The 17,662-nt window shown below is 69.6% G+C and carries 16 protein-coding genes and 1 riboswitch; of the genes, 5 read left to right on the top strand and 11 right to left on the bottom strand.

The window, feature by feature from the left end; translation table 11 throughout:
* Positions 1-4 precede the first annotated feature (4 nt).
* The 6 genes from AC3WLB_RS04555 to AC3WLB_RS04530 all read right to left on the bottom strand — a co-directional run bounded on the left by AC3WLB_RS04555 (position 5) and on the right by AC3WLB_RS04530 (position 7,445).
* Positions 5-2,287, bottom strand: coding sequence for a hypothetical protein (locus AC3WLB_RS04555; protein ID WP_492503688.1), 2,283 nt, complete (start codon positions 2,285-2,287; stop codon positions 5-7).
* 185 nt (positions 2,288-2,472) lie between these two features.
* Positions 2,473-3,183: a hypothetical protein gene (locus AC3WLB_RS04550; protein ID WP_492503686.1), complete on the bottom strand. Its 711-nt coding sequence runs from the start codon at positions 3,181-3,183 to the stop codon at positions 2,473-2,475.
* Positions 3,183-4,022, bottom strand: a complete 840-nt coding sequence (locus AC3WLB_RS04545; RefSeq protein WP_492503684.1) for a carbohydrate ABC transporter permease — start codon at positions 4,020-4,022, stop codon at positions 3,183-3,185. The genes AC3WLB_RS04550 and AC3WLB_RS04545 overlap by 1 nt, the downstream gene beginning before the upstream one ends.
* A complete protein-coding gene (locus AC3WLB_RS04540; RefSeq protein ID WP_022897092.1) occupies positions 4,019-5,008 on the bottom strand; it encodes a carbohydrate ABC transporter permease in 990 nt (329 codons plus the stop codon). Before AC3WLB_RS04540 ends, AC3WLB_RS04545 begins: the two co-directional genes overlap by 4 nt.
* A 1-nt stretch (position 5,009) precedes the next feature.
* Positions 5,010-6,332, bottom strand: coding sequence for an ABC transporter substrate-binding protein (locus AC3WLB_RS04535; protein ID WP_492503681.1), 1,323 nt, complete (start codon positions 6,330-6,332; stop codon positions 5,010-5,012).
* A gap of 144 nt (positions 6,333-6,476) precedes the next feature.
* The gene (locus tag AC3WLB_RS04530) at positions 6,477-7,445 is read right to left on the bottom strand and encodes a LacI family DNA-binding transcriptional regulator (protein WP_492503679.1); all 969 of its coding nucleotides are present in this window, start codon (positions 7,443-7,445) and stop codon (positions 6,477-6,479) included.
* Between the two features lie 107 nt (positions 7,446-7,552).
* A riboswitch (ZMP/ZTP riboswitch) is annotated at positions 7,553-7,635 on the top strand.
* A 41-nt stretch (positions 7,636-7,676) separates the two neighbouring features.
* Here AC3WLB_RS04530 and glyA point away from each other — a divergent pair.
* The 3 genes from glyA (at position 7,677) to AC3WLB_RS04515 (ending at position 10,888) form a co-directional block, all read left to right on the top strand.
* Positions 7,677-8,951 carry a serine hydroxymethyltransferase gene (glyA, locus tag AC3WLB_RS04525; RefSeq protein ID WP_492503677.1) on the top strand — a complete coding sequence of 425 codons (1,275 nt, stop codon included), beginning with the start codon at positions 7,677-7,679 and terminating at the stop codon, positions 8,949-8,951.
* Positions 8,945-9,826 carry a bifunctional methylenetetrahydrofolate dehydrogenase/methenyltetrahydrofolate cyclohydrolase gene (locus AC3WLB_RS04520; RefSeq protein WP_492503675.1) on the top strand — a complete coding sequence of 294 codons (882 nt, stop codon included), beginning with the start codon at positions 8,945-8,947 and terminating at the stop codon, positions 9,824-9,826. Before glyA ends, AC3WLB_RS04520 begins: the two co-directional genes overlap by 7 nt.
* Before the next feature lie 132 nt (positions 9,827-9,958).
* Entirely contained in the window at positions 9,959-10,888 is a 930-nt protein-coding gene (locus tag AC3WLB_RS04515; RefSeq protein ID WP_492503673.1) for an aldose 1-epimerase family protein, read from the top strand.
* 34 nt (positions 10,889-10,922) lie between these two features.
* On the opposite strand, the gene AC3WLB_RS04510 is transcribed toward AC3WLB_RS04515, so the two are convergent.
* The 5 genes from AC3WLB_RS04510 to AC3WLB_RS04490 form a co-directional block, all read right to left on the bottom strand.
* The gene (locus tag AC3WLB_RS04510) at positions 10,923-11,300 is read right to left on the bottom strand and encodes a DUF4190 domain-containing protein (RefSeq protein ID WP_492503671.1); all 378 of its coding nucleotides are present in this window, start codon (positions 11,298-11,300) and stop codon (positions 10,923-10,925) included.
* A gap of 97 nt (positions 11,301-11,397) precedes the next feature.
* The gene (gene merB / locus AC3WLB_RS04505) at positions 11,398-12,081 is read right to left on the bottom strand and encodes an organomercurial lyase (RefSeq protein WP_492503669.1); all 684 of its coding nucleotides are present in this window, start codon (positions 12,079-12,081) and stop codon (positions 11,398-11,400) included.
* A 55-nt stretch (positions 12,082-12,136) separates the two neighbouring features.
* On the bottom strand, positions 12,137-14,143 hold the full coding sequence (locus AC3WLB_RS04500; protein WP_492503667.1) for an ABC transporter ATP-binding protein: 2,007 nt from the start codon (positions 14,141-14,143) through the stop codon (positions 12,137-12,139).
* Positions 14,140-15,876: an ABC transporter ATP-binding protein gene (locus AC3WLB_RS04495; RefSeq protein ID WP_492503665.1), complete on the bottom strand. Its 1,737-nt coding sequence runs from the start codon at positions 15,874-15,876 to the stop codon at positions 14,140-14,142. Before AC3WLB_RS04495 ends, AC3WLB_RS04500 begins: the two co-directional genes overlap by 4 nt.
* Positions 15,873-16,460 (bottom strand): TetR/AcrR family transcriptional regulator, encoded by a 588-nt coding sequence (locus tag AC3WLB_RS04490; protein WP_492503663.1) that lies wholly within the window; start codon positions 16,458-16,460, stop codon positions 15,873-15,875. Before AC3WLB_RS04490 ends, AC3WLB_RS04495 begins: the two co-directional genes overlap by 4 nt.
* A 38-nt stretch (positions 16,461-16,498) precedes the next feature.
* On the opposite strand from AC3WLB_RS04490, the gene AC3WLB_RS04485 reads away from it, so the two are divergent.
* Entirely contained in the window at positions 16,499-16,951 is a 453-nt protein-coding gene (locus AC3WLB_RS04485; protein WP_492503661.1) for a DUF7882 family protein, read from the top strand.
* 52 nt (positions 16,952-17,003) lie between these two features.
* Positions 17,004-17,633 carry a pyridoxamine 5'-phosphate oxidase family protein gene (locus AC3WLB_RS04480; protein WP_492503659.1) on the top strand — a complete coding sequence of 210 codons (630 nt, stop codon included), beginning with the start codon at positions 17,004-17,006 and terminating at the stop codon, positions 17,631-17,633.
* Positions 17,634-17,662 lie beyond the last annotated feature (29 nt).

The following is a 17,662-nucleotide window of genomic DNA, read 5'->3' as shown; positions in this document are numbered from 1 at the left end:
GCGCTCACAGCTCGAACACCACCGTCTCCCAGTCGTCGAGGTCGCGCAACTCGATCACGCCGTCGACGAGGTGCAGCGGATCGAGCGCCGACCCGACCACCCGGCCCGCCGAGCGGGCGCCCGCGGGTGCCGTCACGCGCATCCGCGCGATGCTCGCGATGTCTTCGACGGCGGCCGGCTGGTCGGCGCCGTGCAGCGTGAGCCGGGCGACCGGGCCCCCCGACACCAGATGGGCCACCAGCGAGGCACCGTCGGGGCGCTCGATCCGGCGCAGCACCAGCTCGGTGTTGCGGTGCGTATCGTGCAGCTGCACGGCCGGGTCGCTGCCCGCGGCGCGGCGCACGAGCAGCTCGAGCAGCTGCCGATAGCCGTCGTGTCCCAGACGCGCATGGTTGTTGCCGAGGCGGGCCGACGAGACGATGACGCGCCCGGCGCCGAAGCGCCGCTCCACGATGGCCGGCACCGCCGGGAGTCGGCCGGGCGCGGGCTGGTTGTTGTGCCAGTACGTGACGGCGTCGGTCTGCAGCACCGGGTCGAGCGCGCCGGCGAGCACCCGGGCATCCGGGTCGACGATCTCGAGTTCCGTCAGCCGGCCGTAGTGGGGAAGCGGTACCGAGGGCGCGCCGTCGGCCACGAGGTCGGCACCCGGCACGATGTAGGGGTAGTGGGCGGCCCGCAGGTCTCCGAACCGCACCCCCAGCACGTCGTCGAGCGCTGAAGCACCGGGTTCGAGGAGCGCGCCCTCGGGCGAGCGCACCGCGGTGGCTCCGGTCACGACGAGCCCCCCGCCGGCCGCCACGAACGAGCGGATGGCCGCCGCCTCGTCGGTCGACACGGCGAGCACATCGGCGAGCACGAGCACCCGGTGCCCCGCCAGCCGGGCCAGGCTTTCGGGGCGCTCGTCGATCAGGGTCACCGGGAGGTGCGACTCGACCAGCGCGCGGTAGCTGCCGGTGACCGCCCCCGCGAGGTCGCTCGGCGAGGAGCGTGGCTCGCTCGGTGGGAACTGCGCCGACTGCTCGCCCTGGCTCGGGTTCTCGGGCGCGCCCAAGAGGCTCTCCAGTTCGCGCGCGCTCTGACTCACCCAGAGTGCCGCGTAGGGCTCGGGTCGCGCGCCGTCGAGCCAGGCTGAGCGCTCGCGGATGCGGTCGAACACCGGGGTCAGCCGGCGGTACACCTCGGGCTCGATGGCGCCGGTCGCATAGGGCTGGTCGTCGACCGACACGGTGGCGCCGTGTGCGGCGACGGTGAAGGCCTCGAAACGCAACTGGGCCTCGGAGCGCTGCGTGAAGTCCCAGGTGTGCACGAAGCGGCTCACCAGCACCTCGTGCGGCCGCTCGAGCACTCCGGCGCGGATGTAGCTCGACGCGAAGCTCGGAAAACCGAGGCCGTGCCAGTCGGTGTACCCCTCGCTCGAGCCGATGTCGGCCAGCGCGAGGTGCGCGGTGCTGAGGCCGATCACCGCGTCGACGAAGGTCGTGGCGTAGAAGTTCGGAATGAAGGCGGCGTCGGGGCGCTCGCCGGCCAGCACGGCGCGCTGCTCGGCCAGGTAGTCGGCGAGGGTGCTCTGCGAGAAGTGCACGAGGTCGAGCCAGCCCGCGTCTGCGCGGCTCGCCGGGATCGGCCGCCCGTACTCGGCCTCGAATGCGTCGGCACAACGGTGGCACACGCAGGGCCCGGCGGTGAGGATGTCGCTCCACAGCCCGTCGATCGGGTAACGGCAGCCGATCTCCCGCACCTGGTCGAGAGCGAGCTGCCGGTAGCCGCTGCGCAGGCACAGCGCCGGCCACCGCCCCGTCTCGCCCCGCGATTCGGCCGGCACGAGCGCCCAGTCGGGATGTGCGCCGGCGGCGGCCGTGTCCCACATGTTGGAGAAGTACGCGATCACCCGGATGCCGCGCGCGTGCGCCGCGCGCAGCTGGTCGCCGAACAGGTCGCGCCCGCCCAGAGCCGAGTGCGGTCGGCCCACAGCCGTCGGGTAGTACGCGTTGCCGTACTGGCACTTCGCGAACAGCACCACCGAATCGGCACCGGCCTGGGCGAGCAGTTGCAGGTCGCCCTCGGGGTCGACCTCCGACAGCAGCGGGAAGGCCGGGTCGCCCACCGCGCCGCGCTGATGCGGGTCTGCCCAGTCGGGGGTGTGTGCGTCGTAGAAGATGCGGCGGCGGGAGGTGGCCCACCATTCGCGGCTCGGCGCGGTGATGGCGGTGCCGCGGGCGGGCGTCGGGATCGACACTTCCACGTCGGTCGTCGTCTCGGTGCGGGAGGTCGTGAGGGGAACGGTCATCGAGGGTGCCGCCCTTTCGTGTCGGCTCCTGCGGAGAGGAGTCCAGCGGTCGGATGGTTCGGGACTGATGGGGGGCGCGCGCCAGGCGCCCGTCGATCACGGGGCGGCGCGGTGGTGCAGGGGCTCGGGATGCCGGTGACGCGGACTGAGCCGATTTTTCTGCCGCGACGACCGGCATCCCGAGATCATGGGCTCGTTCGCCGGGCGCGGTCGGCGGGGGCCGGATGGGCAGGTCGGGCGGCGGCGTCGATCTCGGTCAGCAGCGCCCCCACCGCCGAGGAACTGAAGGCGCTCACGAGCACGGGGAGCACGAAGCCGAGCGCGCCGACCGTCGCGGCGGCCGCGAAGCCGGCGAGGCAGCTGAGCGCGATCACCGTGAGCGCGGTCGACGGGCGGTAGGCGGTGAGGATGGCCGCACCGCGCCACCGGCCGAGCCCGCGACGGGAGCGCACCGCGCCGTACGCGAGCGCCATCGGCGCGAGCACTGCGACGACGGCGGCCGCGGCGAAGCCCGCGTAGCGGAGTGGCCCACCCGCGGCCACGAGGGCTCCCGCCAGAGCCACCGCGCCGGCGAGCGAGAGACCGAAGGCCGGGTCCACGCGCAGCGCCTCCCGGATCGAGGGCTTCCCGCCGAGCTCCAGCAGGGCGCCGTAACGCGCCACGCCGGTGAGCCCGACGAGCGCCGGAGCCGCGGCGAGCACACCGATCCACCAGGGGGCGTCGAACGCGAGGGCGAGGGCGAGCGGGATCAGGCTGGCCAGCCAGAGCCCGCAGACGGCGATGACGCGGGGCAGCTCCGCCCAGCCGAGACGGATGCTCCGCACGAGGAGTGCGGGCAGGGTCGCCGCTCGTCGCGAGTCGGCGTGCACATCGTGGGGCGGGTTCAGGATGGCCATCAGAGCTTCAATCCACTGGAGGCGATCGACTGCACGATGTAGCGCTGTGCGATCAGGAACACGATGAGCACGGGGATGATCGCCAGCGTGATGCCGGCGGCGATCGTGCCGAGAGAGCCGGTGGAGAACCGGCCGGCCAGGAGCACGAGGCCCACCGGCAGGGTCTGCGTCTCGGTGTCGTTGATCATGACGAGAGGCAGCAGCAGGTCGTTCCACCAGTAGGTGAAGGTCAGGATGCCGAGCGTTGCGAGCGCGGGGCCGGAGAGCGGGAGCATCACCTGGAAGAAGGTGCGCACGTGCCCGGCGCCGTCGATCGTCGCCGCTTCCTCCAGTTCGCGCGGCAGGCTGAGGAAGTGCTGCCGCAGGAGGAAGATGCCGAACGCGCTGAACACGCCCGGCAGGATGAGCGACCACAGCGTATTGGTCAGCTGCAGCTTCGACATCACGAGGAACAGCGGCACGATCGTGACCTGGATGGGGATCATCAACGAGCCGATCACGAGCGCGAAGGCGATGCCCTTGCCGGGGAAGTCGAAGCGCGCAAACGCATAGGCGGCGGTCGAGCAGGTGATCAACTGAGCCGCGGTCACGCTGGTGGCCACGATGATCGAGTTGAGGATGAACCGGAAGTACGGCACCTCGGTGGCAACCTTGCCGAAGTTCCCAAGGGTCGGGTCGGCGGGGAAGAGGGTGGGCGGCAGCTGGTAGAGCTCGGCGTCGCTCGGCGAGATGGCGCCGCGGAAGATCCAGAGGAACGGCGCGATGATGGCGACCGCGGCGATGCCGAGCACGGCGAAGGTGAGGATGCGGGAGACGACCACGCTCGAGGTGATTCTCATTGGTAGTGGGTCCAACTCTTCGAGACGCGGAACTGGATGGTGGTGAGCACGACCAGCACCAGCAGCAGGGTGAGGCCGACCGCCGAGGCGTAGCCGAGGTCGAAGGCGCCGAAGGCCAGGTCGTAGATGTACTGGACGATGGTTCGGCTGGCATCGCCCGGGCCTCCTCCCGTGAGCACCTTGGGTTCGGCGAAGATCTGGAACGCGCTGATCGTGTTGATCACGAGCAGGAACAGCACCGTGGGGGAGAGCAGCGGCAGCGTGATGCGGAAGAACCGCTGCCAGGCGTTCGCCCCGTCGACGATGGCCGCCTCGCGGATCTCGTTGGGAATGGATTGCAGCCCCGCCACATAGATGAGGATCGAGAATCCGACCGTCTTCCACGAGGACACGATGATGACCGAGATGGGCGCCCAGAAGCTCGACCCGAGCCAGTCGATGCGGTCGATGCCGATGAGACCGAGCCAGTAGTTGACGAGCCCGAGGTCTTTGTTGAGCAGGAACCGCCAGATCAGGGCCACCGCCGAGGAGGAGACCACGAACGGGAAGAGGAACGAGAGCCGGAAGAACCCGCGCAGCCAGTTGGGCATGCGCGTCTCGAGCAGCACTGCCAGGAGCAGGCCGATCACCACGTTCACCGCGAGGATGACGACCGCCATGAAGGCGGTGGAGCGGTAGACGTCGAAGAGCCGGGAGTCGCTCGCCAGCTTCACGAAGTTGTCGAAGCCGATGAAGGTGCCGTCGGAGAGCAGGTTCCAGCGGAACAGGCTCAGCACGGCCACCGCGATGCTCGGGGCGAGTACGAAGATGCAGAAGGCGATCAGGGAAGGCGCCAGGAAGCCGGCGGCGGCTCGGCCGTCGCGAGCGCGGCGCGACCGGCGGGGCCGGGAAGAACCCGTCCCCGCCGCCCGCGGGAGGCCGCTCGCCGGCTGGGCGGAGCGCACGGCGGTGCCGCCGGCGCCCCGCTCATCGGTGAGTTTCGTCATGTCAGTTGCAGGTCACGATCGACTCGAGTTCGCCCTGCATGGTCTCGAGACCCTGGTCGACCGGTACCTCCCCGGCGAAGATGAGCTGCAGGTTGCGCAGCACCGTGGCCTCGTACTCGCTGTAGTTCGTCGGCGCCGGGTAGGGCACCAGCGTGTCGTAGTCGTCGATGCTGCCGTAGAACAGGTCGGAGTTCTTCGGCGGCACGCCCTTGGTGCTCATCGTGGCCGCAGCCGAGCGGAGCGACGGGATCGAGTCGCCGGGAGCATCCGGAGTGCCCACGATCGCGTTCTGGATGTCTTCGCTCACCGTGAACTTCTGGAACTCCCAGGCGAGGTCGGGGTTCGCCGATGACTTCAGGATCGGGTAGCCCGCGCCGCCGAACACCGTCTTGTAGGTGTCGCCCGTCGGGTAGAGCTGAACGTCGAACGCGGTGAACCCGGCCGGCACGAAGGTGCCGATCGGCCAGCGGCCGGCACCGAACATCGCGATGGTGCCGTTCTGGAAGCGGGTGAACACGTCACTCATCGGCATCGGCGCCGGCGCGATCTTCTTCGCGATCAGATCGTTGAGGAAGGTGACCGCCTTGGACACCTCCGGGGTGTCGACCGTCGGCGTGCAGACCGCATCGTCGGTGAGATTGCCGCCGGCGTTGGCGACCCACGGCATGATGCCGGGGAAGATCTCGTTGCTCGCCCAGGTGAAACCGTACTGGTCGGGTTCGCCGTCGCCGTTGGTGTCCTTCGTGAGGGCCGCCGCCGTGGCTTCGAAGTCGTCCCAGGTCCAGTCGGCGGAGGGTGGCGCGATGCCGGCTGCGGCGAAGACGTCGGTGTTGTAGTACATCACCATGTCGTTCCACTGGTTCGCGAGGGTGACGACGTCGCCGTTGACCGTGAATCCGTCGATCAGGCCCGGCGCGATCCCGTCTTCGATGGCCTGTGCGTCGGGGTCGTTCTTCAGGTAGTCGTTGATGGGCAGGATGAGGTCGTTGTTGCTGACGAACTGCGCTCCCTCACCCGAGATGAGCATCAGGTCGGGGCGCTTGCCCGCCGCAATCGACGTGGCGACGTTGGCGTAGTAGTTGCCCCAGTTCTCTCCCGCCACCGGGGTCAGCTCGACGGTGACGCCGGGGTTCGCGGCCTCGAAGCCGTCGGCGAGGGCCTGGTTGTTGGTCTGGGCGGCGGGACCGTAGTCCCAGAAGGCGACGTTCAGTGTCTTCGACTCGCCGGCCGAGTCGCTCCCTCCGGCGCTGCAGGAGGTGAGTGCGAATGCCGAGATCGTTGCGGCGATCGCGGCGGCAGCGAGTGCTCTCGTGGTGCGTTTCATCGTGGGGATGGGTCCTCTCCGTTGAGAAATCGGCTGAGGACATTGAATCGCAAGAAATCGATTTCGTCAAGTACCACAGATTTGGCGCAAAATTTAGCATGAAATATGGGTGAAACCGATTACAGCAGCGTTGGGATCACACCATCACGCCGTGCTCATCTCCGCCCGGAGCACGACGGTCCGGGCGGGCTGGGTGTCGCCGGCGATGCGGTCGAGCAGCAGACTCGCCGCGGTCGTGCCGAGGTGGCGGGCGGGGAGCCGCACTTCGGTGACGGTATGGGCGGGGAGTGTGCTGAACGGCAGCTCGCCCACCACGGCGACCCCGATCGCGGGCGGTGCGATTCCCGCTGCGGCGAGCGCCTGGAGTGCGCCCACGCCCATCAGGTTGTTCGTGGTCACCACCGCATCAGGGGGTTCGGGGAGGGCGAGCAGCTCGGCCATCGCCGCCCGGCCGCCGTCCACGCGGTAGTCGCCGTGGCGCAGCAGCCCCTCGAACCCCGGTGCACCGCGTCTGCTCATCACGGTCCGCCAGCCCAGGCTGCGTTCTTCGGTGTCTTCGAGCCCGGCCGGCCCGGCGATGCAGGCGATGCGGCGATGTCCCGCGTCCAGCAAGGCGGTCGTGGCCCACATCCCGGCTGAGCGGTTGTCGACCATCACCGCGTCGATGTCGAGACCCGTGTTGCGGTCGACCGCCACCACCGGCCGCCCGCGATCGGTGAGGTGGCGGATGTCCCCGTCTTCCGACGAGGGAGCCAGGATGACCCCGGCCATGTCTTCGGAGTTCACGATGTCGAGGTATCGCGTCTCCTTCTCGGGTTCGTCATCGGTGTTGCACAGCACGATCGAAAAGCCGGCCTCCTGGGCGCGGTCTTCCACGCCGCGGGCGAGCGCCGTGAAGAAGGGGTTCTCGATGTCCGGGATCAGCAGCGCGATCAACTCCGAGCTCTGCGTGCGCAACCGTCGCGCCGACCGGTTGGGGGTGAAACGGAGCTGCGCTGCGGCGTCGCGCACTGAGGCCGCCTTCTCGGCCGAGACGAATTGTCCGTTGAACACGCGCGACACCGTCGCCGGCGAGACTCCTGCGAGGGCCGCAACTTCGTAGATCGTCGACATGCAATCACCTTAGTCGCGTGAAATGGATTTCACGACTTCGGCTCGGCATGGCTCGGTGCGAAGCCGGTCCGCCCTCACTCGCCGAGCGCAGCGCATCTGAGGTAGGCTGGCGGCGTCGCAACTGGCGTATCAGATGGTCACCATCGGGAAGCGACGGACAGGGATTCGGCCGCGCGCCTGGGTCGACATGAATCCCGCTGAGTAGTCCGTCACGCCGAAAAGGAGACCGTCTTGTCCGACACCTTCAACTCACCCCTGGCCGAGGTCGACCCGGAGATCGCCGAGGTGCTGCAGCTCGAACTGGGCCGCCAGCGGGACACCCTGGAGATGATCGCCTCCGAGAACTTCGTGCCGCGCGCCGTTCTCGAGTCGCAGGGTTCCGTGCTCACCAACAAGTACGCCGAGGGCTACCCGGGCCGGCGCTACTACGGCGGCTGCGAGTTCGTCGACATCGCCGAACAGCTCGCCATCGACCGCGCGAAGGCGCTCTTCGGCGCCGAGTACGCCAACGTGCAGCCGCACTCCGGCGCCACCGCCAACGCGGCGGTGCTCTCCGCCATCGCGACGCCGGGCGACACCATCCTCGGCCTCGAGCTCGCCCACGGTGGCCACCTCACGCACGGCATGAAGCTCAACTTCTCGGGCAAGCTCTACAACGCCGTCGCCTACGGCGTCGACCCCGAGACCTTCCTCGTCGACATGAACGTGGTGCGCGACAAGGCGCTCGAGCACAAGCCGCAGGTCATCATCGCCGGCTGGTCGGCCTACCCGCGCCAGCTCGACTTCGCCGCCTTCCGCGAGATCGCCGACGAGGTGGGTGCGAAGCTCTGGGTCGACATGGCGCACTTCGCCGGTCTCGTGGCCGCGGGCCTGCATCCGTCGCCCGTGCCCTACGCCGACGTGGTGTCGTCGACCGTGCACAAGACCATCGGCGGCCCGCGCTCCGGCTTCATCGTGAGCCGTGACATGGAGCTGGCGAAGAAGCTCAACTCCAACGTCTTCCCCGGCCAGCAGGGCGGCCCGCTGATGCATGTCATCGCCGCCAAGGCCACCGCGTTCAAGCTCGCCGCCACGCCCGAGTTCAAGGACCGCCAGGAGCGCACCCTCTCCGGCGCCCGCATCCTCGCCTCTCGGCTCACCGCCGACGACACGCGCGCCGCGGGCGTCGACGTGCTCACCGGCGGCACCGACGTGCACCTCGTGCTCGCCGACCTGCGCACCAGCGAACTCGACGGTCAGCAGGCCGAAGACATCCTGCACGAGGTCGGTATCACCGTGAACCGCAACGCGGTGCCCTTCGACCCGCGGCCCCCGATGGTGACCTCGGGCCTCCGGATCGGCACGCCCGCGCTCGCCACACGTGGCTTCGGCGACACCGAGTTCACCGAGGTGGCCGACATCATCGCCACCGCGCTGAAGCCCGCGCCCGACGTGACGGCCCTGCGCACCCGCGTGCTCGAGCTCACCGCCGGCTTCCCGCTGTACCCGGGCCTCGAGCAGTGGTAGCGGTCCGTCTCGACGGGGTCGCCACGGCGACGGCCCTGAAAGACGAGATCCGCGAGCGGGTGACCGCGCTGCGGGAGCGCGGGATCGTTCCGGGCCTCGGCACGCTGCTCGTCGGCGACGACCCGGGGTCGATCTCCTACGTCGCCGGCAAACACCGCGACTGCGCCGAGGTCGGCATCGAGTCGGTGCGCGTCGACCTGCCCGCCACGGCGAGCGAACAGGATGTGCGCGACGCCATCGCGGCCCTCAACAGCGACCCGGCGGTCACGGGCTACATCGTGCAGCTGCCGCTGCCGGCGGGCATCGACGAGAACGCGATGCTCGAACTCATCGACCCCGCCAAGGACGCCGACGGGCTGCACCCCACGAACCTCGGCCGGCTGGTGCTCGGCGTCGAAGGGGAGCTCGACTCGCCGCTGCCCTGCACGCCCGCGGGCATCGTCGAGATGCTGACCCGCTACGGCGTCTCGCTGCCGGGGAAGCACGTCGTGGTGGTGGGTCGCGGACTCACCGTCGGCCGGCCCCTCGGGCTGCTGCTCACCCGCAAGGGGGTGGATGCGACGGTGACGCTCACGCACTCGCGCACCGTCGACCTCGCCGCCGAGGTGCGGCGGGCCGATGTCGTCGTGGCGGCGGTCGGCGTGCCGGGGCTCATCAAGGCCGAGTGGGTGAAGCCGGGGGCTGCTGTGCTCGACGTGGGGATCACTCGCGTCGTCGATGCGGAGACCGGGAAGGCTCGGCTCGTCGGTGACGTCGATCCTGGGGTCGCTGAGGTGGCGGGGTTCTTGTCGCCCGTGCCTGGGGGTGTGGGGCCCATGACTCGGGCCATGTTGCTCGCCAATGTCGTGGATGAGGCTGAGCGGCGGGGGCGCTGACGGGGGTTGTTCGGGGGCAGTCGGGGGTGGCGGTTTCGGCCTCCCGCCTAAGGGTTGAGCGGAGCTCAAAGGCAGCGGGAGACCGAAACCGCCACCCCCGACTGCGCTTCGCGCAGCGGGTAGGCTGAGGGCGTGCGCGCGCCTACCGGGGAACAGTACTCGCTTCGCTTCGAGGGGGACGGGGCGGTGGTCACAGGGATCGTGACGCAGGTCGCCGCCGGCATCCGCGCTCTCGAGGTGGGTGGGGTGGGGCTTGTTGAGAGCTTTCCCGAGACGGCTACGCCGCCGGGGGCTGCGGGGATCGTGCTGGTGCCGTGGCCGAACCGGGTTGCGGGTGGGGTGTGGAACCTCAACGGGAAGGCGCAGCAGCTCGACATCACGGAGCCGAAGCAGGGCAACGCCATTCATGGGCTGTTGCGGTCGACGGGGTATCGGCTGATCGAACGGGAGCCGCATCGCGTGCTGCAAGGGGCGACCGTTTTTCCGCAGCACGGGTATCCATTCCTGCTCGAGACCACCGTGGAGCACCGGCTGACGGAAACGGGGATGACGGTCACCCACACGATCGTGAACGAGAGCGAGCAGGCTGCCCCGGTCGCCGTCGGCGCGCATCCGTATCTCCGCGTGGGGGACGTGCCGGTGGGGGAGCTGACGCTCACGATCGACGCGCGGACCCGGTTTCTCACCGACGAGAAGCAGGTTCCCGTGTCCGAGGAGGAGGTGGCGGGCACCGACTTCGACCTCACGCAGGGGCGGCGGGTCGGGGGGCTTGCGATCGACCACGGGTTCGGCGGGGTCACGGTGGGGGCCGACGGATGCAGTGTGCAGCGCCTCGAGGCGCCCGACGGCCGCGCCGTGGAGCTCTGGGCCGACGAGAACTTCGGGTTCGTGCAGGTGTTCACGCCGACGAACTTCGCGGCGCCCGACGGGCCGCGGCAGGCCGTGGCCATCGAGCCCATGACCGCGCCGGCCAACGCGCTGAACTCGGGCCAGGGCCTGCGCTGGCTGCGGCCGGGGGAGCGCTGGGAGCTCAGCTGGGGCATCCGGTACCGCGCCGCCTGAGCGAGGCGCTGCGCCGGGAGCACCCCCGGCCGGCTCAGCGGTTGTGGCTGAGCGCGCCGATCGCCACGAACATGATGATCAGCGCGATCATCAGCACCACGCCCACCGCTCCCAGCACGATTCCCGCGATCGAGAGACCACGCCCCATGCCCATCCGGCGGGCCTTGCTGAGCCCGGCGATGCCGAAGCCCACGGCCAGCGCGCTCGGCAGGAAGAGCACGTTGAACCCGATCGAGACGATGCCGAAGACGAGCGCGGCGGTGGCGTAGCCGTTGCGGCTGTCGGCCGGGTCGACGGCGCGGGGCGCGAAGTCGTCGGTCCAGCGGTAGCCGTCCCACCAGCGCAGCACGTCGGGAGCCTCGGGGTCGGGGTACCAGCCCGGGGCGTACCGGCCCTGCGGGGGGAAGCTCATGATTTCGAATGTACCTCGCGCACCTGACCGTTCGATCCGTCCCCGACCGCCGCCCCGGCCACCGCCCCGGCCACCGCCCCGGCCACCGCCCCGGTTGTCACGAGAGCCCCCAGAACGGCCCCTCGAGCCCGGCGGTCCGGAAGTACTCCGCCGCCGTCTGCGGGTCGCGCCGCGCGTAGGGCGAGTCGAGCCGCCCCTCGTACCAGCGCGACGCCAGGCGCCACAGCGTCTCGAGCGACATCGTGTAGCCGGGCTCGAGGCCTTCGTCGGCGAGCCACGCCGCCACGCAGTCGGGGGAGCAGAAGATGCTCTGGTGCGCGCAGGTGTGCACCACGTCGTCCCAGATGTGAGCGGCCGGCACCAGGAAGTGCACCACCTGGTCTCCGTCGGGAGGAGCATCCCGCCCCACCGTCCAGGCGTGCGCCGTGCCGCAGTTCGGGCACCGGGTGGCCACCAGCACCTCCGGCGCATCGCCCACGACGTGAGGGATCGCGAACGAATCCCAGGCGCAGCCGCCCCACCACAGCGTCGACGGCCCCATCACCGAGAAACCGAGCGGGATCGACGCGAACGGATGCGCCATCAGGACGTTCCGCTCCGCATCGAGCACGACGTGCCGCTCGGTCGCCAGCCGGTCGTACGCCGCCGCGACGAGGGTGGGTTCGAGCGACAGGGTGGATGCGACCTCCTCGACCGAGGAAGCCGCCCCGGTCGAGGCAAATCGCGTGTAGATGGCATGCCGCACCCGCTCGGCGAGCTCCGATGTAATCGCTGACGACATTTCTTTGTATCCTCACTTCACGGCCGCGTCGCCCACTCCCGCACGTGAGCATAGCTCATTCGTCCACCAGGGCCTGCGCGAACTGCGAGTTGTAGAGCGCCGAGTACACGCCCTCGGCCGCCAGCAGCTCGGCGTGCGTGCCCTGCTCCACGATGCTGCCCGACTCCATCACGAGGATGAGGTCGGCGTCGCGGATGGTGGAGAGCCGGTGCGCGATCACGAAGCTCGTGCGGTCGGCCCGCAGCGCCGACATGGCCTTCTGCACCAGCTGCTCGGTGCGCGTGTCGACCGACGAGGTGGCCTCGTCGAGGATGAGCACGCTCGGTTTCGCCAGGAACGCCCGCGCGATGGTGAGCAGCTGCTTCTCGCCGGCCGAGACGTTCGACGCCTCGTCGTCGAGAACCGTGTCGTAGCCGTCGGGCAGGGAGTGCACGAAGCGGTCGACGTAGGTGGCCCGCGCCGCGTCGAGGATCTCCTCCTCCGTGGCGTCTGGCCGGCCGTACGCGATGTTGTCGCGGATGGTGCCGCCGAACAGCCACGTGTCCTGCAGCACCATGCCGGTGCGCGAGCGCAGGTCGCGGCGGGTCATCCGCGCGATGTCGACGCCGTCGAGGGTGATGCGCCCCGCATCCAGTTCGTAGAACCGCATGATGAGGTTCACCAGCGTGGTCTTGCCCGCGCCCGTCGGTCCCACGATCGCCACCGTCTGCCCGGGCTCCGCCACGAGCGACAGGTCGGTGATGAGCGGCTTGTCGGGGGTGTAGCGGAACGAGACGTTCTCGAACACGAGCCGGCCGCGGCTCTCGGTGGGCGACTCGGCCGGCGACGGGTCGGGCGTCTGCTCCTCCGCGTCCAGCAGCTCGAAGACCCGCTCGGCCGAGGCGACTCCCGACTGCAGCAGGTTCACCATCGAGCCCAGCTGGGTGAGGGGCTGCGTGAACTGCCGTGAGTACTGGATGAACGCCTGCACCGCGCCGATGCTGAGCGCACCCGAGGCGACCTGGAGCCCGCCGACCACGGCGATCACGACGTAGATGAGGTTCCCGACGAACATCATGGCCGGCATGATGATGCCCGACACGAACTGGGCGCCGAAGCTGGCCTGGTAGAGCTGCTCGTTCTTCGCCGTGAAGCTCTGCTCGGTCTCGCGCTGGCGCCCGAACACCTTCACCAGGGCGTGGCCGGTGAAGTTCTCCTCCACCTGCGCGTTCAGCGCACCGGTGTGCGCCCATTGCGCCACGAACAGCTTCTGCGACCGCTTCGCGATCACCGCCGTGATGCCGATGGTGAGCGGGATGGTGACGAGCGAGATCACGGCGAGGAGGGGCGAGGTGATGAACATCATCACGACCACGCCGACGACCGTGAGGATGCTCGTCAGCATCTGCGACAGGGTCTGCTGCAGGCTCTGCGCCACGTTGTCCATGTCGTTCGTGACGCGGCTGAGCAGCTCGCCGCGCTGCATCCGGTCGAAGTACGACAGCGGCAGCCGGTTGATCTTGGCCTCGACCTCTTCGCGCAGCCGGTAGACGGTGCTCTGCACGATCGTGTTGAGCACCCGCCCCTGCAGCCAGGAGAAGACGGATGCGGCGACGTAGAGCAGCAGCACCAGCCCGAGCACCATGGCGAGCGCGTCGAAATCGATGCCCTGACCCGGGGTGAGCGCGATGCCGCTCAGCAGGTCGGCCTGCTGGGTCTGGCCGCTCGCGTTCAGCTGGTCGATCAGCTGCTGCTTGGACACGTCGGCCGGCAGCGTCTTGCCGATGGCGCCGGCGAAGATGAGGTTGGTGGCCTGGCCGAGCAGCCACGGGCCGAGCACGGTGAACACGACGCTCACGACGCCCAGCACGATCACCGCGAGCACGGCGACGCGGTGCGGGCTGAGCCGCCGGATGAGGCGCTTCGCCGACGGGCCGAAGGTCATCGACTTCTCGGTCGGCATGCCGACGCCGCCGAACGGTCCGCCGCCGCGGCCGCCAGGCCCGCCGCGGCCGGGCGTTCCGGCGGGTGGCCCCGCGGGGCGGGGGGACGACTTGGCCGGGGTGGGGGTCGCGCCGCTCATGCTGCCTCCTCCGCGGTGAGCTGCGACGAGACGATCTCGTTGTAGGTCTCCGATGTCTCGAGCAGTTCTTCGTGGGTGCCGCGGCCGACGACGGCGCCGTCCTCCAGCACGATGATCTGGTCGGCGTCGACGATCGTCGACACCCGCTGCGCCACGATCACCTTCGTGGCACCCGAGACCTGGGTGCGGAGCGCGTGTCTCAGCCGCGCATCCGTCGCCAGGTCGAGCGCGGAGAAGGAGTCGTCGAAGACGTAGATCTCGGGTTGCTTCACCAGCGCCCGCGCGATGGCCAGGCGCTGCCGCTGGCCGCCCGACACGGTGGTGCCGCCCTGCGCGATCGGCGCCTCGAGCTGCCCCTCCATCGCGCTCACGAAGTCTTTCGCCTGGGCGATCTCGAGGGCGCGCCAGAGCTCGTCGTCGGTGGCGTCGGGGTTGCCGTAACGGAGGTTCGAGGCCACCGTGCCCGAGAACAGGTAGGGCTTCTGCGGCACCAGGCCGATGCGGCTCCAGAGCAGATCGGGGTCGAGCTCACGAACATCCACGCCGTCGATGAGAACCGCGCCCCCCGTCGCGTCGAACAAGCGGGGCAGCAGGTTCACCAGCGTGGTCTTGCCCGCGCCGGTGCTGCCGATGACGGCGAGGGTCTGGCCGGCTTCGACCCGCACGTCGAGATTGCGCAGCACCGGCTGCGCGGCGCCGGGGTAGGTGAAGGAGGCGTCGCGCAGCTCCACCGTGCCGTGCTGCCGCAGTTCGCGCACCGGGTTCGCCGGCGGCGCCACCGACGACTCCGTGCTCAGCACCTCGGTGATGCGGTCGGCGCAGACCGAGGCGCGGGGGATCATCATGGCCATGAACGTCGCCATCATGATGGCGATGAGGATCTGCACCAGATAGCTGAGGAAGGCGATCAGGGTGCCCACCTGCATCGAGCCCTCGTCGATCCGGAACGCGCCGAACCAGATCACCGCAACGCTCGAGACGTTGAGGATGAGCATGACCGTCGGGAACATCAGCGCCAGCAGGCGGCCCGCGCGGAGCGCCGAGTCGGTCACGTCACGGTTGGCCGTGGCGAAGCGCGCCGTCTCGACGTCCTCCCGCACGAACGCCCGAACCACCCGGATGCCCGTCAGCTGCTCGCGGAGCACCCGGTTGACTGCGTCGATACGTGCCTGCATCCGCCGGAACTGGGGCACCATGCGCACGATGATGCCGCCGAGGGAGACGAGCAGCACCGGAACGGCGACCGCGATGATCCACGACATCTGCACGTCCTGCTGCAGTGCCAGCACCACCCCGCCGATGGCGAGGATCGGGGCCGAGACGAGCAGGGTGAAGGTCATGAGCGCGAGCATCTGCACCTGCTGCACGTCGTTGGTGGAGCGGGTGATGAGCGAGGGCGCGCCGAACGACGACACCTCGCGCTCGCTGAACTCGCTGACGCGGTGGAAGATCGAGCCGCGCATGTCGCGGCCCATCGCCATGGCCGTGCGGGCGCCGAAGTAGACGGCGGCGATCGCAGCGGCGACCTGCACGAGGGTGATGCCGAGCATCCAGGCCCCCGTCGAGAGGATGTAGCCCGTGTCGCCCTTGGCCACGCCGTCGTCGATGATGTCGGCGTTCAGGGTGGGCAGGTAGAGCGACGCGATGGACTGCACCAACTGGAACAGCACGACGGCGGCGACCAGCCCGCCGTACGGCTTCATGAAGCGCCAGAGGAGGCGGAGGAGGGTCATTCGGATTCTTCTTTCAGGATTCCGGTGGCGATGAGGTGGGCGAGTTCGGCGCTCGTGAACGGGGTGTCGACCTCGTTGATCTGCGGGATGGCGGTGGAGAAGGCGATGAGTCGGATGAAATGCGTGAGGCGGCGGGGGTCGAGGGCGAGCCGGGCGGCATCGGGAGCGAAGATCTGCGCCAGGACTTCGCCCGGGCGGTCGATCTCGGGGCGCCGCGGCGGATCGTGACGGCCGAGCGCCGCCATCACGCGCATGACACCGCGGAGCCGGTTGCCGAAGACGTCGAGGACCTGGGCGATCTTGGCCTCGAGCGGGTCGTCGGGGTCGATCGCGCGGAGGCCGTTGCGAACCCACTCGGGGTCGAAGATCTTCTCGGCGGCGGCGCGGATGACCGACTCCTTGTCGCCGAAGGCGCGGAACACCGTGCCCTCGGCCACGCCGGCGGCCTCGGCCATCTGCTTGGAGGTGATGTCGGCGCCGTGCTCGATGATGAGCGGGATGACCGCGTCGACGATCATCGCCCGGCGGTCTTCGAGAGGCAGGGCCGGGGCACGCCGGCCGGTGATCTCGTCGGTGCTGCTCATGACCGTGACAGTAGCTGAGTGAGCACTCACTCGCAAGTGTGCATGCGTCTGCATCGGGGCGGAAGGAGGCCGACGGTTGTCAAGCCCCATTTTCGGATTTTGGGGCTGAATTCCGCTCGGTTAAGCTCCGACGTAGGGCTGCAACGGGCCCGGAGTACCTGAGGAGCGGCGGTTTGGGCCTATTGATCTACGGTCCGAACGGGGCCGAGATTGAGATGGAAGACCGGCTCCTCGCGCATCTGCGCATCGTGATGGTCTCGAAGATGCGCAATCACGAGGCGTTCACGGTGTCGTGGACGATGGATGTCAGTCAGGGCGGCGGGCGCGAGACGTTGTGGGTGCATCCGTCGATCCCCCTCCGGTTCCGGTTCTTCGGCGGGCGACCGCCGGCGATCAACCGCGCCTGGATCGACCAGATGCTCGTCTCGGCCAACCGGGGCGACCTGCGCATCACCCCCGAGCCCAACCCGGGCCCCGAGGCCGCCGGCTGAGCCCACCCCGCGGGCCGGCACTCCGTGCGAGGATCGTGGCAGGAGGTGCTTCATGACCTACGAACTCGCTTCGCCGCCCGTCACCACCCACGAGCGGTTGCAGGCCCTGCTCGGGGAGCCGCTCGAGCGCGTGAAGAACAAGGCTCGCCCCCGGCTCGACGAGGTCGACCGGGCCTGGCTGGCGGGCTCGCCGCTGTGCTTCGTCGCCACCGCCGATGCCTCGGGCGCCTGCGACGTCTCGCCGAAGGGAGACCCGGCGCCGGTCGCGCACGTGCTCGACGACACCACCATCGTGCTGCCCGAGCGGCCTGGCAACCGGCGCGCCGACGGTCTGCACAACGTGCTCGAGAACCCGCAGGTGGGGCTGATCTTCGTCATCCCCGGTCGCGGCGACACGCTCCGCATCAACGGCCGGGCGCGGATAGCGGTCGATGAACCGTTCTTCGACGAGCTCGTGGTGAAGGGGCATCGGCCCGTGGTCGCCCTCCTCGTCGACATCGAGGAGGTCTTCTACCACTGCTCGAAGGCCTTCCTGCGGTCGGCCGCCTGGGAGCCGGAGAGCTGGAACGCATCCGCTGTTCCGTCGCGCGCTCGCATCGCGAAGGCGGTGGAGCGGCCCGGTGACCCGCTCGAGGAGCTCGAGGAGTACTACGGCCCGCGGTATGCCGAGTCGATCTACTGAGCGGCACGCGCCACGCCGCTAGGCTCGAC

The sequence above is a fragment of the Herbiconiux sp. FW305-C-125 genome (assembly GCF_058783455.1).
This window is presented reverse-complemented; position numbering and strand designations above follow the sequence as displayed.

Excerpts from the sequence above, each read along its gene's own strand:
- AC3WLB_RS04555 (WP_492503688.1), bottom strand. The coding sequence starts at position 2,287 with ATGACCGTTCCCCTCACGACCTCCCGCACCGAGACGACGACCGACGTG.
- AC3WLB_RS04550 (WP_492503686.1), bottom strand. The coding sequence starts at position 3,183 with ATGGCCATCCTGAACCCGCCCCACGATGTGCACGCCGACTCGCGACGA.
- AC3WLB_RS04545 (WP_492503684.1), bottom strand. The coding sequence starts at position 4,022 with ATGAGAATCACCTCGAGCGTGGTCGTCTCCCGCATCCTCACCTTCGCC.
- AC3WLB_RS04540 (WP_022897092.1), bottom strand. The coding sequence starts at position 5,008 with ATGACGAAACTCACCGATGAGCGGGGCGCCGGCGGCACCGCCGTGCGC.
- AC3WLB_RS04535 (WP_492503681.1), bottom strand. The coding sequence starts at position 6,332 with ATGAAACGCACCACGAGAGCACTCGCTGCCGCCGCGATCGCCGCAACG.
- AC3WLB_RS04530 (WP_492503679.1), bottom strand. The coding sequence starts at position 7,445 with ATGTCGACGATCTACGAAGTTGCGGCCCTCGCAGGAGTCTCGCCGGCG.
- AC3WLB_RS04510 (WP_492503671.1), bottom strand. The coding sequence starts at position 11,300 with ATGAGCTTCCCCCCGCAGGGCCGGTACGCCCCGGGCTGGTACCCCGAC.
- merB (WP_492503669.1), bottom strand. The coding sequence starts at position 12,081 with ATGTCGTCAGCGATTACATCGGAGCTCGCCGAGCGGGTGCGGCATGCC.
- AC3WLB_RS04500 (WP_492503667.1), bottom strand. The coding sequence starts at position 14,143 with ATGAGCGGCGCGACCCCCACCCCGGCCAAGTCGTCCCCCCGCCCCGCG.
- AC3WLB_RS04495 (WP_492503665.1), bottom strand. The coding sequence starts at position 15,876 with ATGACCCTCCTCCGCCTCCTCTGGCGCTTCATGAAGCCGTACGGCGGG.
- AC3WLB_RS04490 (WP_492503663.1), bottom strand. The coding sequence starts at position 16,460 with ATGAGCAGCACCGACGAGATCACCGGCCGGCGTGCCCCGGCCCTGCCT.
- AC3WLB_RS04480 (WP_492503659.1), top strand. The coding sequence starts at position 17,004 with ATGACCTACGAACTCGCTTCGCCGCCCGTCACCACCCACGAGCGGTTG.